The 15362-nt window shown below is 60.8% G+C and carries 15 protein-coding genes; 7 read left to right on the top strand and 8 right to left on the bottom strand.

Annotation, left to right across the window (positions count from 1 at the left end):
• Positions 1-56: 56 nt before the first annotated feature.
• Positions 57-530 carry a TspO/MBR family protein gene (locus ACG9DO_RS09045; protein WP_394727124.1) on the bottom strand — a complete coding sequence of 158 codons (474 nt, stop codon included), beginning with the start codon at positions 528-530 and terminating at the stop codon, positions 57-59.
• Positions 530-2068 (bottom strand): glucose-6-phosphate isomerase, encoded by a 1539-nt coding sequence (pgi, locus tag ACG9DO_RS09040; RefSeq protein WP_394727123.1) that lies wholly within the window; start codon positions 2066-2068, stop codon positions 530-532. The genes ACG9DO_RS09045 and pgi overlap by 1 nt, the downstream gene beginning before the upstream one ends.
• Positions 2069-2116: 48 nt before the next feature.
• On the opposite strand from pgi, the gene lepB reads away from it, so the two are divergent.
• The 4 genes from lepB to ACG9DO_RS09020 are packed head-to-tail and all read left to right on the top strand — an operon-like array spanning position 2117 to position 5936.
• The gene (gene lepB / locus ACG9DO_RS09035) at positions 2117-3082 is read left to right on the top strand and encodes a signal peptidase I (RefSeq protein WP_394727121.1); all 966 of its coding nucleotides are present in this window, start codon (positions 2117-2119) and stop codon (positions 3080-3082) included.
• On the top strand, positions 3079-3750 hold the full coding sequence (gene rnc, locus ACG9DO_RS09030; RefSeq protein WP_394727119.1) for a ribonuclease III: 672 nt from the start codon (positions 3079-3081) through the stop codon (positions 3748-3750). The genes lepB and rnc overlap by 4 nt, the downstream gene beginning before the upstream one ends.
• Positions 3747-4655, top strand: a complete 909-nt coding sequence (gene era / locus ACG9DO_RS09025; RefSeq protein WP_394727117.1) for a GTPase Era — start codon at positions 3747-3749, stop codon at positions 4653-4655. Before rnc ends, era begins: the two co-directional genes overlap by 4 nt.
• 27 nt (positions 4656-4682) lie before the next feature.
• A complete protein-coding gene (locus tag ACG9DO_RS09020; RefSeq protein ID WP_394727115.1) occupies positions 4683-5936 on the top strand; it encodes an MgtC/SapB family protein in 1254 nt (417 codons plus the stop codon).
• A 42-nt stretch (positions 5937-5978) separates the two neighbouring features.
• Here the strand turns inward: ACG9DO_RS09020 and ACG9DO_RS09015 are convergent, their stop codons facing one another.
• From ACG9DO_RS09015 to plsY, 6 genes are all read right to left on the bottom strand, one after another.
• The gene (locus ACG9DO_RS09015; RefSeq protein WP_394727113.1) at positions 5979-6740 is read right to left on the bottom strand and encodes a class I SAM-dependent methyltransferase; all 762 of its coding nucleotides are present in this window, start codon (positions 6738-6740) and stop codon (positions 5979-5981) included.
• Positions 6741-6846: 106 nt separating this feature from the next.
• Entirely contained in the window at positions 6847-7245 is a 399-nt protein-coding gene (locus ACG9DO_RS09010; protein ID WP_394731244.1) for a response regulator, read from the bottom strand.
• 152 nt (positions 7246-7397) lie between these two features.
• Positions 7398-7715 (bottom strand): hypothetical protein, encoded by a 318-nt coding sequence (locus tag ACG9DO_RS09005; RefSeq protein WP_394727111.1) that lies wholly within the window; start codon positions 7713-7715, stop codon positions 7398-7400.
• A gap of 100 nt (positions 7716-7815) precedes the next feature.
• Positions 7816-10347, bottom strand: a complete 2532-nt coding sequence (gene topA / locus ACG9DO_RS09000) for a type I DNA topoisomerase (RefSeq protein ID WP_394727109.1) — start codon at positions 10345-10347, stop codon at positions 7816-7818.
• Between the two features lie 98 nt (positions 10348-10445).
• On the bottom strand, positions 10446-11543 hold the full coding sequence (gene dprA / locus ACG9DO_RS08995; RefSeq protein WP_394727107.1) for a DNA-processing protein DprA: 1098 nt from the start codon (positions 11541-11543) through the stop codon (positions 10446-10448).
• A 63-nt stretch (positions 11544-11606) separates the two neighbouring features.
• Positions 11607-12194 (bottom strand): glycerol-3-phosphate 1-O-acyltransferase PlsY, encoded by a 588-nt coding sequence (gene plsY, locus ACG9DO_RS08990; protein ID WP_394727105.1) that lies wholly within the window; start codon positions 12192-12194, stop codon positions 11607-11609.
• A 136-nt stretch (positions 12195-12330) separates the two neighbouring features.
• Between plsY and murI the strand changes: the two genes are divergently transcribed.
• The 3 genes from murI to ACG9DO_RS08975 all read left to right on the top strand — a co-directional run bounded on the left by murI (position 12331) and on the right by ACG9DO_RS08975 (position 15236).
• Positions 12331-13125, top strand: coding sequence for a glutamate racemase (murI, locus tag ACG9DO_RS08985; protein WP_394727103.1), 795 nt, complete (start codon positions 12331-12333; stop codon positions 13123-13125).
• Between the two features lie 118 nt (positions 13126-13243).
• Complete coding sequence (gene hemA, locus ACG9DO_RS08980; RefSeq protein WP_394731243.1) at positions 13244-14464, top strand: 5-aminolevulinate synthase; 1221 nt, start codon at positions 13244-13246, stop codon at positions 14462-14464.
• 79 nt (positions 14465-14543) lie between these two features.
• Positions 14544-15236 carry a nitroreductase gene (locus tag ACG9DO_RS08975; RefSeq protein WP_394727101.1) on the top strand — a complete coding sequence of 231 codons (693 nt, stop codon included), beginning with the start codon at positions 14544-14546 and terminating at the stop codon, positions 15234-15236.
• The last annotated feature ends 126 nt before the right edge of the window (positions 15237-15362 follow it).

Below are 15362 nucleotides of genomic sequence, written 5' to 3'. Positions count from 1 at the left end.
GCTTCGATGACCGCCATGTGGATGCTGCAGCGCAAAAAGTCAAAGGAATTCGGCGATCAACGACCGAACGGCCGGTTTAACTGCCAGATTTTCCAGTTGAGAATCGCGGCAAAACTTACCCACGCAAGATAGGGCAGAATGAGCAAACTCGCGAGCTCCGACCACTGGCGGAGGAATATCGCCAGCGAGAGCACGCTGACCCACAGGAAAGGCACTTCGACCAGCGCCCAATCAGGGCGCTTGAGTGTGAAGAACAGCGGCGACCACAGGAAATGGCACACCCCGTTCATGATGTAGAGGACGATCAGCAGAGTCCGCTCGGCATCGCTCGACACACCATTCCAGCTCAGCACAAACGCCCATGCCGCAAGGCCGAGGATCACAGTCCAGGCCGGACCGAACAGCCAGTCGGGCGGCTGCCAGCTTGGTTTCTTGAGGTCGTAATACCAGCCACCGATCTTGGTGAGGGCACCTCCGCCAAGCCCAAGGATAACGGCCCAGCTGATCGCGAAGATGAGGGGAAAATCCATCAGGCCAGCCCCGCCCTCGCTAGCAGTGCGGTTGTGCTTGCGTCGAAATCGCCGCCGCCTGCCTCGATGTCTTTTGCCATCTTCTTGCCGAGCTCCACGCCAAATTGATCAAACGGGTTGATGCCGAGCAGGACCGCATTGGCGAAAGTGCGATGCTCGTGGAAAGCGATGAGTGCGCCTAAGTTCGCGCCGTCCAAGTCATCGCATAGCATGGTCGCGGATGGTCTGTCGCCGGGAAAGGCGCGCGCCGGGTCCTTGCCGTCTGTCGCCATGTTCCCGCCCGCCATCAACGCAGCCCCTTGTGCAAAGCAATTGGTCAAGAGGATGTTGTGATGCGCAGGATCAAGCGCATCGCCGGGCGCAATGCTCGCAATGAAGTCCACCGGCACCAGATGCGTGCCCTGATGGAGCAGCTGGAACACCGCGTGTTGCGCATCGGTCCCGACCCCGCCCCAGGTGATGGCCGCGGTTGGCCCATCGACTGGCTCGCCTTGAGAGGTCACCCGCTTACCATTGCTCTCCATCTCCAGCTGCTGAAGATAGTCCGGGAACAGCGAAAGTCGCTCGTCATAGGCAAACACGGCGCGCGTCTGACATCCGCGCAGCCGCGAATAGTACTGATCCGCAAAGGCAGCGCGCAAAGGCAGATTGGCGCGGCCTTCCGTGTCGCGGAAATGCTCATCCACCGCCCTTGCCCCCGCCAGCATGGCCTCGAACTCGTCCCATCCCACAGCAAGCGCGACCGGGAATCCGATGCTGGACCAGATCGAATAGCGTCCGCCCACGCTTTCGCTGAAAGGCAGGATGCGGGTCTCGTCCACGCCCCACTCCACTGCCTTTTCCGGGCTCGCGGTGAGCGCAACAACGCGGCCCGACGGGTCGGACACTCCATTGTCGGCCAGCCATTTGAGCGCGCTATGCGCATTGGTCATGGTCTCGATTGTGGTGAAGGTCTTGGAAGCGACCGCAATCATGGTGGTTGCCGGATCGCAGGCCGCGAAAGCCTGCTCCAGCGCGACACCGTCGATATTAGAGACGACATGGACATCGACCAGCGCGAGATCGTGCGCGAGCGCATCGACGGCGAGCGCCGGACCAAGCGCTGATCCGCCAATCCCGATGTGGATCAGGTGCTTGACCTCTCCCAACGCGCCTTCATGGATCGCTTCGACCAGCATCCGCATCCGTGCATGGAGCGCCATCGCCTCTTCGACCGAGGGCTCCGCCCCAACCCCGCGCTGCGCTGTATGCTCAGCCGCGCGGCCCTCGGTTATGTTGATTTTCGCGCCCGACAGCAGCGCCTCGCGCTTGCCCGCAAAATCGCAAGCCTGCGCAAGCGCTTCGAACCCGGCGAGCAATTCATCTGACAAATGCGTCTTCGACCAGTCGAACAGTATTCCGGCCGGCCCGCCATCCGCATCCCATTCGATCCGGCCCGACAAGGCCTCAACCCGGCCTGCATCGGCAAACAGATCGGCCAGAGTTTGCTCAGGTGCGGCGTGCAGTGCCTCCCAAGCGGCGGAAATGGACGAAATCATGCGAAAATCCTTTTCATGCTCACGCACAGGCGAGTAGGGGGCTGAGCGATGGATGAAAAGAGCGAAGATATCGATCGCCCACGCAAGAAGCCGGTCAATTTGAGCAGTGGACGCAATGACGGGCGCCCTGATCCGAATGCGGAGGGTACGCGTGTGCTTGCTTCAGGCGAAAGCTCGAGCGCCAGAGTGGTGCCTGAACCAACCGACACCGAAAGCGCGCCACCTGACGAGAAGGACGAGGAAAGCTGGGCAAGTTTTGGTGTATTCGTGCTCAAGCTGGCACTGGTTGTGCTGATCTTCCGCAGCTTCATTTTCTCTCCTTTTTCAATCCCTTCTGAAAGCATGCTGCCACGCCTTTGGAACGGTGATTACCTGCTGGCGGCAAAGTGGCCCTATGGCTTCTCCAGATATTCGATGCCGTTCAACCTGAACATCATTTCGGGACGGGTCCTCGCCAGCGAGCCGGAGCGCGGCGACATCGTGATCTTCAAGCATCCGATTGACGGGAGCGATTATATCAAGCGCGTGATCGGTCTGCCCGGCGACACGATCGAGGTGCGAAGCGGACAGGTCATCCTCAACGGGCAGGCTATCCCGAAGGAGAGGATTGATGATTTCATCATTCCGCAATCGCCGAACACCGATTGCGCGTGGGGTGCGATCGAGGAAACCAATTCAGACGGCGAGGCCGTTTGCCGTTATGCACGGTTTCGCGAAACGCTCCCCAATGGCGTGAGCTACGAGGTGCTGGACTTCGGTCGCGGTCCAAATGATGATTATGGTCCCCGGATTGTGCAGGAGGATCGGCTGTTCCTGATGGGCGACAATCGCGACAACTCCCAGGACAGCCGCGTTGCTGCCTCTGCAGGAGGCGGTGTTGGCATGGTCCCGCAGGACAATCTGGTCGGGCGCGCAACGGTGATGATGTGGTCAACCGATGGCAGCGCTGAATGGGTCCAGCCGTGGACCTGGTTTACAGCGGCGCGCTGGGGCAGAATGGGCAGTCTGCTGTGAGCGAGCTCTCCCCGAACACCCGCAGCTGGCTTGAAGCGACTGGCTTTGCCATTGGCGAAGAGGCACTGTGGCATACGGCCATGACCCATGGCAGCACTGGCGAAAAGCGCGACTATCAGAGGCTGGAATTTCTGGGCGACCGCGTTCTGGGACTGGTTATCGCTGACTGGCTCTATGACCGGAGCAATGCACCCGAAGGCAGGCTTTCCCAGCGCCTGAACGCTCTCGTGAGCCGCGAAATGTGTGCAGAGATCGCGCGCAAGATAGGCCTTCCGCCGCACATCCGCATTTCCAAACAGGCGCAGGACGATGGGGGACGCGACAGTGACAACATCCTTGGCGACGTGATCGAAGCGCTGCTGGGCGCGCAATTTCAGGAAAATGGCTTTGAAGCCGCGCGCGTTCTTATTCACCGCCTTTGGCGCGAAGCGCTTGAAGGGGACGCCGGGACTGCCAAACACCCGAAAAGCGCGCTGCAGGAATGGGCCGCGGGAAACCAGCGGCGACCGCCAGAGTATTCGCTGGTAGGCCGCTCAGGACCGGATCATGCAGCGCGTTTCACGGTAAAGGTCGAGGTCCCCAATGTCGGAGCGGTGGAAGCAACCGCATCGAGCAAGCAGGAAGCGGAAAAGCACGCGGCGAAAGCGTTCATGGAGAAGTTTGGATGACAAACGAAACCGCCTCGACCCGTTGCGGCGTGGTGGCCGTCCTCGGCGCGCCCAATGCCGGCAAATCGACTCTGGTGAACCAGCTCGTCGGACAGAAAGTCGCGATTACTTCCGCAAAGGCACAGACGACACGCGCGAGGATGCTTGGCATTGCATTGCACGGGGATACGCAGATGATCCTGGTCGATACACCCGGTATCTTCGCACCGCGCAGGCGGCTCGACCGGGCCATGGTCAGCGCGGCATGGGAAGGCGCAGAAGCCGCCGATGCGGTCCTCCTGCTGGTCGATCCCATCAAGCAGCGCCGCCACGAGCTGGAGCCCTTGCTCGAAACGCTGGCGAACCGGCCTGAGCGCAAGATCCTGGTCTTGAACAAGGTCGACAAGGCGAAGAAGGAACCGCTGCTTGCCTTGGCTCAGGAACTGTCTGCTAAAGGCGACTTTGCGGAGGTCTATTTCATCTCGGCACTGACGGGCGATGGCGTACCGGAAATGAAGGCCGCGCTGGCAGAGTTGATGCCTGAAGGGGTGTGGCACTATCCCGAAGACCAGGTCTCTGACGCGTCCGAACGCCTGCTGGCAGCGGAAATCACGCGTGAGCAGCTCTACCAGCAGCTGCACGAGGAATTGCCCTATGACTCCGCAGTCAGGCCAGAACTTTACCAGCAGCGCCCTGATGGCAGTATAGAAATCCACCAGCAGATCGTGGTGGGGCGTGAGAGCCAGCGCCCGATCGTGCTTGGCAAGGGCGGCAACCGGATCAAGATGATCGGCGAAGCTGCACGCACCGAACTGGCGGAAATCCTCGGCGTGAAGGTACATCTGTTCCTGCACGTCAAAGTCAACGAGAACTGGGCCGACGACAAGGAACTGTTCGAGGAAATCGGGCTCGACTGGGTCAAGTAACCATCGCGAGGTGAGACGCACGACGCCATGCCGCCAGAAAGCCTGATCCTCCAGATCGGTTCCGCGCTCGCGGTCGGCCTCATGATTGGCATCCAGCGCGGCTGGCAGCTGCGCGCTCAGGCGAACGGCATGCGCGTCGCCGGCATCCGCACCTTCAGCTTGATTGGCCTGATCGCGGGTATCTCGGGCTATCTGGCTGTCGCTGGGTTTGAAACCATTGGCACTGCGATATTGATTGCAACTGTCACTGTGATCGCGATCGGTTACTGGCGCTTGCTGAGCGCCGACGGCAAACCTGATGCCACCTCGGCCATAGCCGCAATTGCGACCGTAGCGCTGGGCTTTCTTGGCGGGACCGGCGATGCTGCACTGGCTGTCGCTGGCGGCGCGGTCGTGACCTTGCTGCTCGCCTTGCGGAGCGAATTGCATGGGCTAGTCGGCGCGCTCCATGAAGCGGATGTGATGGCATTTGCGCGCTATGCAGTGATTGCGCTTGCAGTGTTTCCCTTCCTGCCCGAGGGCCGGTTTGGTCCGTATGATGCGTGGGAGCCCACCACCCTGTGGCTCGTGGTGGTGATTGTGACGGGTTTCTCGTTTCTGGGCTATGTCGCCAACCGCATTTTCGGCGCGCGCAGAGGGACAATCGCAACCGCAATTATTGGCGGCGCTTACAGTTCGACCGCTGTCACGCAGTCCTTTTCACAGCGTTTGGGTTCGGGCCAGGGCGGCGGCGCTGAGAATGCCGGAATAGCGCTCGCAACGGCAGTAATGTATCTGCGCGTGATCATTCTGGTGGCGATCCTCGCACAGGCCTTGCTGATACCCTTCGTAACGCTGGTCAGCCCCGCCCTCGTCGTGGGCCTCCTCGTCAGCTATTGGCTTTATCGCAAGGCAGAGCGCGGCACCGGCCCTGCCCCGCCAGGCAATCCGATTGCGCTGGTCCCTGCCTTTGGCTTTGTGGCTTTCGTTGCGGTCGCAGCGGTCGCGGCACGCTGGGCGCAGAGCGAATTCGGCGAACAGGGGATCGCCGTGCTCTTGCTGCTGATGGGCAGCATGGACGTCGATGCTGCCATCATCACGGCGGGAGGTCTGGAGCCGGGCACGATCTCAACCGATCTTGCAGCGCTCGCGGTGGCCGGCACTATCCTTGCAAACATGAGCGTGAAGCTGGGCGTGACCGTCGTTTACGGCAAGCGAAGCGCACGGCCCGCGGCGGTCGCATTGGCGGCGAGCATGGTGGCGCTCGCAGCGAGCCTGCTAGCGGGCTACATGAGCTTGTAGGCGACAGAGTCGTAAAGGGCCCACAAAGGCCCGGTGGAACGGCTATTTCTTCTTCAGTTCCATCATCGTGTGCCACGCCATCCAGCGCATCGGCGTTTTGAACAGAGCTTGATCGAGGCCGCCAGCGATCTTCATCATCACAGTTCCAAACCCGGTGTCGCGCATGGGCACCGCAGCAAGCGTCGAGAGTCCATAAAAGCGTGAACTGCCCAGCTCGAAATACTTTTCCGCAAGCGCAAAATCGGATTTGAGCAAGGGGTGCTCGTCAGGCGTGCGCGCTTCCGGCGTGCGGTCACGATACAGGTTGATGAGCGGATTGTGGCCAAGCGGCTCCCAGAAAATGGCAGTGCCACCCGGTCGCAGAACGCGGGCAATACTCGCAAAGCACCGATCCAGATCGAGGTGGTGGATGATCCCGCGTCCGAACACCAGGTCGAAACTGCCCTCATCGAAGGTCATGTCCTCGGCATCCATGGTGAGGTAATGCGTGTTGGTAAGGCCCCGCTGTGCAGCCGCTTTCTGCGCATCCTCGATGGCCACATCAGAGATATCGATCCCGGTCAGAGTATTGGCGATCGCCGCCACCTGCATGCCTTGGATCGCGGCGCCGCAGCCATATTCGAGCACGTCCGAGCCCCTGGCGAGCTCTTTGACCCGGCGTTCAAACGCCCGCGTACCCGCCGCAATGCTGGAGTAATACTTGCCCTGAGCCTCGCGTGTTTCCTCGCTGAAGCGCGCATTATGAAATTCGCGCTCGTTCGCGATCCGTGCTTCTCGTGCCGCTTCTTCTAATGAAGTGTCCATCTTGCTCAAGAATACTGATCCTCAACTGGCGAATTTAAGACGCGAGCCTAGTCAGCAAGCTGTCTGCTGTCACGGCAGAATGTCGAAATTGTGCCGAACAGGGGCGCTACGCGACTCCGAGCTTTGCCAGCTTGGCCTTGAGCATTTCCTCGTCAAAAGGCTTGATCACATAGTCATCCGCGCCTGCCGCGATCCCTTGGTGGATATCTCTTGCATCTCCTTTTGACGTGCAGAACACAATTGTGGGCGCGCGCGGTGTCGGGATCGCTCGCAAGGCGGTGACAAATGCAATGCCGTCCATTTCCGGCATTTGCCAGTCCGTCAGCACGAGGTCGGGCATTTGCTGCTTGCAACGCGCGAGAGCTTCCTCGCCATCCTGCGCTTCGATCACGTCGTAGCCGAGGCTCTTGGCGATCTTGGATGAGACCTTCCGGATCACGCGGCTGTCATCGACGACCAGGCAGCGCTTGCTGCGCGCTTGCCGGGTCTCGTTCACATCGCGCATGGCCTTGGCCGCACGCACTATCGCATCGGTGTCATGCTGACTATCCGTGACGGCATCTGGCGATGTCGTGATGGCGGGCAGTTGCGCCTCACCTTGCTCAAGTAAATCGGTGTTGAGTGAATCGGCGTGGCGATTGCGCGTGGTGCGTTTGATCAGATTTTGAATGGTTCGATCTCCCCGCCGAAGCCCGGCCCCAAATCAGTTCCGAAATCGAAACTCGCGGGCATCATGTCGCCAACAGTCTCGCGCTCATCCCGCACCCCTTCGCCAGGGGTAAGCTTGACGTGCAAGAAGGGTATCCAGACATCGCCGAAATCCGCTTTCTGATACCACACGTCGAGCACATCGTAGCTCGCCCACATACCGTCCGGCTCGCGCAAGCGAAGACCTTCACCGATCCGCGGAACGGCCGCAAAGCGAACGCGCTCCTGCGTTTGATGGGTTTCGTTCTGGACTTCGATCTCGATCACGCTGGCGTGCCTTTGGTCTCTCAGGCTGAGAGGCTAGGCGCCAAGTCTTGACGATTTACCAACGCGATAAGGTGAACAGGGCGTTTCAGCGTCCGGAAAATCAATCCTTTGCGGCGGTCTTCTTCTTCGCTGGTGCCTTCTTGCGCTTCTTCTTCGCTGGAGCCTTGGCGGCACGCGCGGTGATCAGCTCGATTGCTTGTTCCTGCGTTACGTCCTCGGGCTTCACGTCCTTGGGGATGGTCGCATTGGTCGTACCATCGGTGACGTAGGGACCATAGCGACCCGGCATGACCTTCATCTCGCCGCCTGAAACGGGGTGGGCGCCAAGCGTCTTGATCGGTTCCGCCTTGCCCCTGCCGCCGCCTTTGCGGTTTGCCGCTTCGGCAAGCGCTGCCACGGCCGCGTTCATGCCGGTTTCGAACACCTCGCGGGTCGATTGCAGCTTTGCATACTTGCCGTCGTGCCTCAGATACGGTCCGTAACGCCCGATCGCCGCTTCGATCTCCTTGCCGGTCTCCGGATGCGCGCCGATAATGCGCGGCAGGCCGAGCAGCTTGATCGCCCATTCGAGATCGAAATCGTCGAGGTCCTTGGGAATCGAAGCACGCTTCTTTTCGCCATCGACTTCCATTTCGACATAAGGTCCGAAACGGCCTGACTTGCGGTGCACTTCCGAACCGGTTTCGGGGTCTGTACCCATCAAACCGTCTTCTGCTGGATCGCCGCCGTCCTCGCCGGGTTGCGCGAACCGGCGCGTATACTTGCATTCAGGATAGTTCTGGCACGCAACAAAGGCACCATAGCGCCCGCCGCGCAAAGCCAGACGACCGCCCTCGCGTCCTTCCTGCTCGCACATCGGGCAGAAACGCGGGTCCTTGCCATCTTCGCGCGGAGGGAAGAGGAAGTCGGAGAGATATTCGTCGAGCACCTCGGTCACTTCCGAAGGCTTCTTCTCCATCACCTCTTCGGTCTTGGGCTTGAAGTCCTTCCAGAACGCTTCGAGCAGCTTCTTCCAGTCCTCACGCCCATCGGAGACTGTATCGAGCTCATCCTCCATTCCGGCGGTGAAATCGTAAGCGACGTAAGTGGGGAAGAAGCGTTCAAGGAACGCTGTCAGGAGTCGTCCTGATTCCTCTGCAAAGAAACGGTTTTTCTCCATTCGCACGTAAGCGCGGTCGCGCAGTGTCTGGATGGTCGAGGCATAGGTCGACGGGCGGCCAATGCCGAGCTCTTCCAGCCGCTTGACCAAGCTCGCTTCAGAGAAACGCGGTGGCGGCTGGGTGAAGTGCTGGTTCGCTTCAACGCCCTGCTTGGCGGCCACATCGCCCTTGCGCAGGACCGGCAGCAGGCCGTCCTCATCATCATCGGAAGACTTGTCGTCGAACCCTTCCTGGTAGACCGCGAAGAAGCCCGGAAACTTCACCACCTGACCGGTCGCGCGCAGCTCGTGTTGGCCCGTCGCATCGCGCATGTTGACCGTTGTCCGCTCTAGCTGAGCGCTCGCCATCTGGCTCGCAACCGCGCGCTTGTAGATGAGGTCATAAAGCTTGGCTTCATCGCCTGAGCCTGCCCGTTCCTTGCGAAAATCTGTCGGGCGGATCGCTTCGTGCGCTTCCTGCGCGTTCTTGGCCTTGGTTGCGTAAAAGCGGGGTTTTTCGGGCAGATACGCACGGTCATACTTGTCGCCGATGACATCGCGCACGGCAGCAATTGCGCTGCCGTCCATCTGCACGCCGTCGGTCCGCATGTAAGTGATAGCGCCTGCTTCATAGAGCGACTGCGCGCAGCGCATGGTATGGCTCGCGGAAAAGCCAAGCTTGCGCGCTGCTTCCTGCTGCAAGGTCGACGTCGTGAAAGGGGGCGCAGGATTGCGCTTTAACGGCTTGGTCTCGATATCCTCGACCGTGAAGCGGCCCTTTTCGACCGCTTCCTTCGCCGCCATGGCAGAACCTTCATTGCCGAGCGTCAGCTTGTCGAGTTTCTCTCCGTTGAAGCGCGTGAGGCGAGCGTCGAACGCCGTCCCGTCATGCTGGAGCTTGGCGATGACCGACCAGTACTCATCCGGCTTGAACGCCTCAATCTCGCGCTCACGTTCGCAGATCAGACGCAAGGCAACCGACTGCACGCGCCCTGCGCTCTTCGCACCCGGCAACCGCCGCCACAGCACGGGGCTGAGCGTAAAACCATAAAGATAGTCGAGCGCACGGCGCGCGAGATAAGCATCGATCAGCGGCTGGTCGAGTTCGCGCGGAGACTTCATCGCGTCGGTCACCGCCTGCTTGGTGATCGCATTGAAGGTCACCCGGTCAACCTTTGCAGGCAGCGCCTTGCGATTCCTGAGCAGTTCCTGGACGTGCCAGCTGATCGCTTCGCCTTCACGGTCGGGGTCGGTCGCGAGCACGAGCCGGTCGGACTTCTTGGCCGCATCGGCAATCGCCTTCACCTGATCGCGGTTGCGCTTGTCGGCATAGACCTCCCAGTCCATCGCGAAATCCTCGTCCGGGCGCACGCTGCCATCCTTCGGCGGCAGGTCCCGGACATGGCCGTACGACGCGAGGACCTTGTAGTCCCCACCGAGGTATTTTTCGATAGTTTTCGCCTTGGCTGGCGACTCAACAATGACAAGCTGCATGGAAGTTCGATCGTTCCCTTACGCGTATACGTGCCCATACACGTGTACGTACGCGCGAAGGTGGGGTGGTCAATTCGGGTTCGTCAAGATGGATAATTCTAACCCGCTAACGAAACCCGCCCTCCCGCATGTCTGACGAGTTCGCCCGAAATTTCAAGCTCCAGCAGCGCCATTTGCACTGAAGCCGTGCTGGCACCAGATTGGCGGATGAGCTCGTCGACGGCGACAGGCGCCGTCGAAAGCAGCGTCGAAATGTCCGCTGGCTCAGACTCTGCGAACTCTTCCTCCGACCAGTCAAACCCATTGGCAGCTTCCGCAACGCGTGAGCGCGGTTTGCCATCAAAACCGGACAGCAACTCAACCACATCCTCCGGCGATTGCACCAGCACGGCCCCTTCGCGGATCAGCTGATTGCAGCCGAGCGAGCGCGCATCGAGCGGACTGCCGGGGATCGCCATGACCTCGCGGCCTGCCTCGCCTGCCAGCCTAGCGGTGATGAGGCTGCCGGACTTGGGTGCAGCCTCCACCACCAGCGTGCCTGCGGCCAGCCCTGCGATAATCCGGTTGCGCGACGGAAAGTGGCTGCCGCGCGGTTCGGTACCCGGCGGCTGCTCTGCGATCAGCAGGCCTTCGCTTGCGATCCGCTCCTGTAAGTCGGCGTGCTGCGGCGGATAGGCGATCTCGATCCCGCTCGCGATCACGCCGATGGTGTGTGGGAAAGCGCCCTCATGCGCGGCCCCGTCAATACCGCGCGCAAGGCCGGAGACAATTGTGTAACCCTCGCCCGCCAGGTCGCGGGCAAATTCGCGCGCCAGCTTGATCGCGGCGGCTGACGCATTTCTTGCGCCCACCATCGCGACGCAGGGCCGCTTCGCCAGCTCCAGCCGCCCGCGCATGGTGATGATCGGCGGTGCGCTGTCGAGCTCAGCCAGCAGCGCGGGATAGTCTGGCTGGTCGTGAAACAGGTAGCGCGCACCGGCGGCCTTGACCGCGTCGATCTCTTGCTCGATCTGTTGGACCGGTGCAGCCGAATAGCTGCGCTTGCCTCTGCTCCCGAGTTCAGGAAGCGCCTCCAGCGCGCTTGCCGCGTCGCCGAAACGGGCGAGTAGCTGGCGGTAGCTGATTGGACCGATATGTGGGGAGCGCAGCAAGCGTATGCGGGCGAATGCTTCTGATTGCGTGAGTGTTTCGCCCATCACTCAACCCATCGCCAAGGGGCTGCAAGGGTCAAATTACAGGATTGTTAGCAGAACCGCGTGCTAGTCCTTCTTGCCGCCTATACGCGGCTCCTCGCCTTTCATCAGCCGCGCGATGTTCTCACGATGCAAATAGATGATAAGGCCTGCAATCGCTGCCAGCACCGGGAAGAATTGCGGATAACCGAACAGCGGCGCAGCAGCAGCAGCCGCGACTACCGCGCTCATCCCGGCAAGCGAGGAAATGCGGAAGATTGCGAGGATGCTCAACCAGATCAGCGCATAAGCAAGCCCGATCGGCCAGGCGAGACCGAACGCAACGCCAGCATTTGTGGCCACGCCCTTCCCACCCTTGAACCCCAGCCAGACCGGGAAGCAGTGGCCCAGCACCGCGGCACCGGCGGCAAACACCTGTCCAACCTCGCCCCACAGCTCACCCGCGATAAAGACCGGCGCAAACCCCTTGGCAAGGTCAAGCAGCAGCGTTGCAGCCGCCAGCCCCTTATTGCCCGTCCGAAGCACATTGGTCGCGCCGATATTGCCGCTGCCGATCTGACGCACATCGCCCATGCCTGCGGCCTTGGTCAGCAGCAGCCCGAACGGGATCGAGCCCAGCGCATATCCCAGCAGTGCTGCGAAGAGAGGTTCCAAATTACCGACTCCGTTCGGGCTGAGCCTTTCGAAGCTCTGCCCTTCTTGTTTGATCTTGTTGTAAAAGTAAGTACGGCCTTTCGACAAGCATGTCCTGAGTTTATCGAAGGGCTCAGGGCGAACGGAATTTTTCACTTTGGATAAAGACTCCCCCATCCTGCTGTTCGATTCCGGCATCGGCGGGCTGACTGTCCTCAGCGCGCTGCGCGAGCGCCTGCCCAATGCACCGGTGATCTACGCCGCGGATCTTGCCGGGCTGCCTTATGGCACCAAGACCGAGGCACAGATTGCCGCGCGGGTGGCGGGGCTGCTCGGGCGGATGAGCGAACGCTACAAACCACGGCTGGTCTGCATCGCCTGCAATACCGCCAGCACCATCGCGCTCGGCATGGTGCGCGAAGTGCTCGAAGTTCCGATCGTCGGGACTGTCCCCGCGATCAAGCCCGCTGCAAGCGTGACGCGCTCTGGCACGATTGGTCTGCTCGGGACCGAAGCGACCATCCGCCAGGCCTATGTCGACAATCTCGAAGCCGAGTTTGCATCGGACAAGCGCCTGCTGCGCTTTGCCGCACCTGGACTGGTCGAGGCCGCTGAAGCCAAGCTGCGCGGTTATACTCCCTCGCCTGATACGATCCGTGCCGCCGCCGAAGGATTGAAGGCCCTGCCCGGCGGGGACGAAATCGACACCGTGGTCCTCGCCTGCACCCATTTCCCGCTGCTTGAGGAAGAGCTTGCCGAGCATTTTGCGCCTGGCACGCGCTTCGTCCACGGCGCGGATGGGATCGCGCGGCGCATTGCCCACTTGACCGATGGTCAGGAATTTCCTTCCGGCCCGTCAAGCCGCTTCGTTGCAACCGGGGACGTGCAATCTGCGCAAGCTCTGTTGCCTTATCTGAAAACCCACGGTTTTTCAGAGGTTGAGGCGTTCTGAGCTGCGAATCGCTCGCAAAGATCGCAGTAGAAATCTGGAACTTTTCGCCTTACATCGCGCTTCCGATCCACCGATGAGTCCGGCGCAAGGACTCGGCCATGAAGCGGAAACGACGCGCGTGAACTATAATATGATCTTCGACAAGGCGATCGACCGCCTGCACGAGGAAGGGCGCTATCGCGTCTTCATTGACATCATGCGCAACAAGGGCGCGTTCCCCAATGCGCGCTGCTTCCACGGCCACAACGGGCCCAAGCCGATCACCGTATGGTGCTCGAACGATTACCTTGCGATGGGTCAGCACCCCAAGGTCATCGAAGCGATGGAAAACGCGCTGCATGACGTGGGCGCAGGCTCCGGCGGCACCCGCAATATCGGCGGTAACACGCATCTGCATGTCGAGCTCGAAAGGGAACTCGCCGATCTGCACGGCAAGGACGCCGCGTTGACCTTCACCAGCGGCTATGTTTCCAACGACGCGACGCTCTCGACATTGGGTAAGCTACTGCCGGGCTGTGTAGTCTTTTCCGATGAGTTGAACCATGCCAGCATGATTGCCGGCATCCGCAATTCCGGCTGCGAGAAGCGCGTGTTCCGTCACAATGATGTCGAGCACCTTGAAGAGCTGCTCGCCGCCGAAGACATCGACACGCCCAAACTGATCGCGTTTGAAAGCGTCTATTCCATGGATGGCGACGTCGCTCCGATCCACGCGATCTGCGATCTGGCCGAAAAGTACAACGCGCTCACCTATATCGACGAGGTTCACGCGGTCGGGATGTATGGCGAGCATGGTGGCGGCATTTCAGAACGCGACGAAGCAGCGCATCGGATCGACATTATCGAAGGAACGCTCGGCAAGGCATTCGGTGTTATGGGTGGTTACATCGCAGCCGACAAGCGCGTGATCGACTGCATCCGCTCTTATGCGCCGGGCTTCATCTTCACGACTTCGCTTTCGCCGGTTCTGGTCGCAGGTGTGCTCGCCGCAGTGAAGCACCTCAAGGCCTCCAGCGAAGAGCGCGACGCGCAGCAGGCAGCCGCTGCCATGCTCAAAGACAAGTTCCGCAATGCCGGCTTGCCCGTTATGGACAGCGTCACCCATATCGTCCCGCTGATGGTGGGCGATCCGGTGCGGGCGAAGAAGATCAGCGATATCCTGCTTGCCGAGTACGGTGTCTACGTCCAGCCGATCAATTTCCCGACTGTGCCGCGCGGGACAGAGCGGCTGCGCTTCACGCCGGGTCCACACCATACTGAGGACATGATGGACGAGCTTGCATCGGCTCTCGTCGAGATCTGGGACCGCCTCGAGCTTGAGCTTGCCGAGGCTGCCTGATCGGCTCTCCATGCCGTAGCGTTCTTGGCGCTCCTAAAATCCTGCGCTAGCACGCTGACGATTTTGCAGGAGAGAGAGCGTGTTTGGAAACCCAGATCAGACCTACGAGCAAGTGGTGCGCGGCAGGCGCAGCATTCGCGGCTATCTCGACAAACCTGTTCCAAGGGAGCTGATCGAAGAGATCGTCTCGCTCGCGATGCGCTCGCCCTCCTCGATGAACACCCAGCCCTATCACTTCCATGTCATCACGGGCGAGCCGCTCGACCGGATCCGCAAGGGCAATACCGAACGGATCCTCGCAGGCGAGCCTGACAGCCGCGAGTTCCGCCGGGGCGAGCCCTTTGCTGGCGTGCACCGCGAACGGCAAATCGGCTGCGCTGTGCAATTGTTCGAAGCGATGGGAATCGCCCGCGACGACAAGGAGAAACGGCAGGACTGGGTGCTGCGCGGCTTTCGCCAGTTCGATGCGCCGGTATGCGTGATCGTGACCTATGACCGCGAGTTGTCGACCAGCGACGATACCGCGTTCGATTGCGGCGCGGCCACGACTGCGCTGGTCAATGCCGCCTGGTCGCGCGGGCTCGGCTGTGTGATCAATTCACAAGGCATCATGCAAAGCCCCGTTGTGCGCGAAAATGCCGGAATACCTGATACCCAGGTGATCATGAAGGCCGTCGCAATGGGCTGGCCTGATCCGGACTTTCCGGCCAACGCGGTCTACATCACCCGCCGGCCGACTGAGGAAGCAGTGCGGTTCGTCGGTTTTGATTAATCCGCTTAACCGCGCCAGCTCTCTCACTTCCAAAGGGTTCGCAGCCCACCTCAGCCGCGCGGCAGTTCGCCTTGGTAACCTTGCCTGATAGCCTGACATTAGGGCATTTCAGTCAGGAACAGGGTG

This window comes from Altererythrobacter sp. GH1-8 (assembly GCF_043702085.1).
Taxonomy (GTDB): Bacteria; Pseudomonadota; Alphaproteobacteria; order Sphingomonadales; family Sphingomonadaceae; genus Erythrobacter.
This window is presented reverse-complemented; position numbering and strand designations above follow the sequence as displayed.

Bases quoted from the DNA above. Each gene is read 5' to 3' on its own strand.
- ACG9DO_RS09045 (WP_394727124.1), bottom strand. From the start codon at position 530: ATGGATTTTCCCCTCATCTTCGCGATCAGCTGGGCCGTTATCCTTGGG.
- pgi (WP_394727123.1), bottom strand. From the start codon at position 2,068: ATGATTTCGTCCATTTCCGCCGCTTGGGAGGCACTGCACGCCGCACCT.
- lepB (WP_394727121.1), top strand. From the start codon at position 2,117: ATGGATGAAAAGAGCGAAGATATCGATCGCCCACGCAAGAAGCCGGTC.
- era (WP_394727117.1), top strand. From the start codon at position 3,747: ATGACAAACGAAACCGCCTCGACCCGTTGCGGCGTGGTGGCCGTCCTC.
- ACG9DO_RS09020 (WP_394727115.1), top strand. From the start codon at position 4,683: ATGCCGCCAGAAAGCCTGATCCTCCAGATCGGTTCCGCGCTCGCGGTC.
- ACG9DO_RS09015 (WP_394727113.1), bottom strand. From the start codon at position 6,740: ATGGACACTTCATTAGAAGAAGCGGCACGAGAAGCACGGATCGCGAAC.
- ACG9DO_RS09010 (WP_394731244.1), bottom strand. From the start codon at position 7,245: ATGCGCGATGTGAACGAGACCCGGCAAGCGCGCAGCAAGCGCTGCCTG.
- topA (WP_394727109.1), bottom strand. From the start codon at position 10,347: ATGCAGCTTGTCATTGTTGAGTCGCCAGCCAAGGCGAAAACTATCGAA.
- dprA (WP_394727107.1), bottom strand. From the start codon at position 11,543: ATGGGCGAAACACTCACGCAATCAGAAGCATTCGCCCGCATACGCTTG.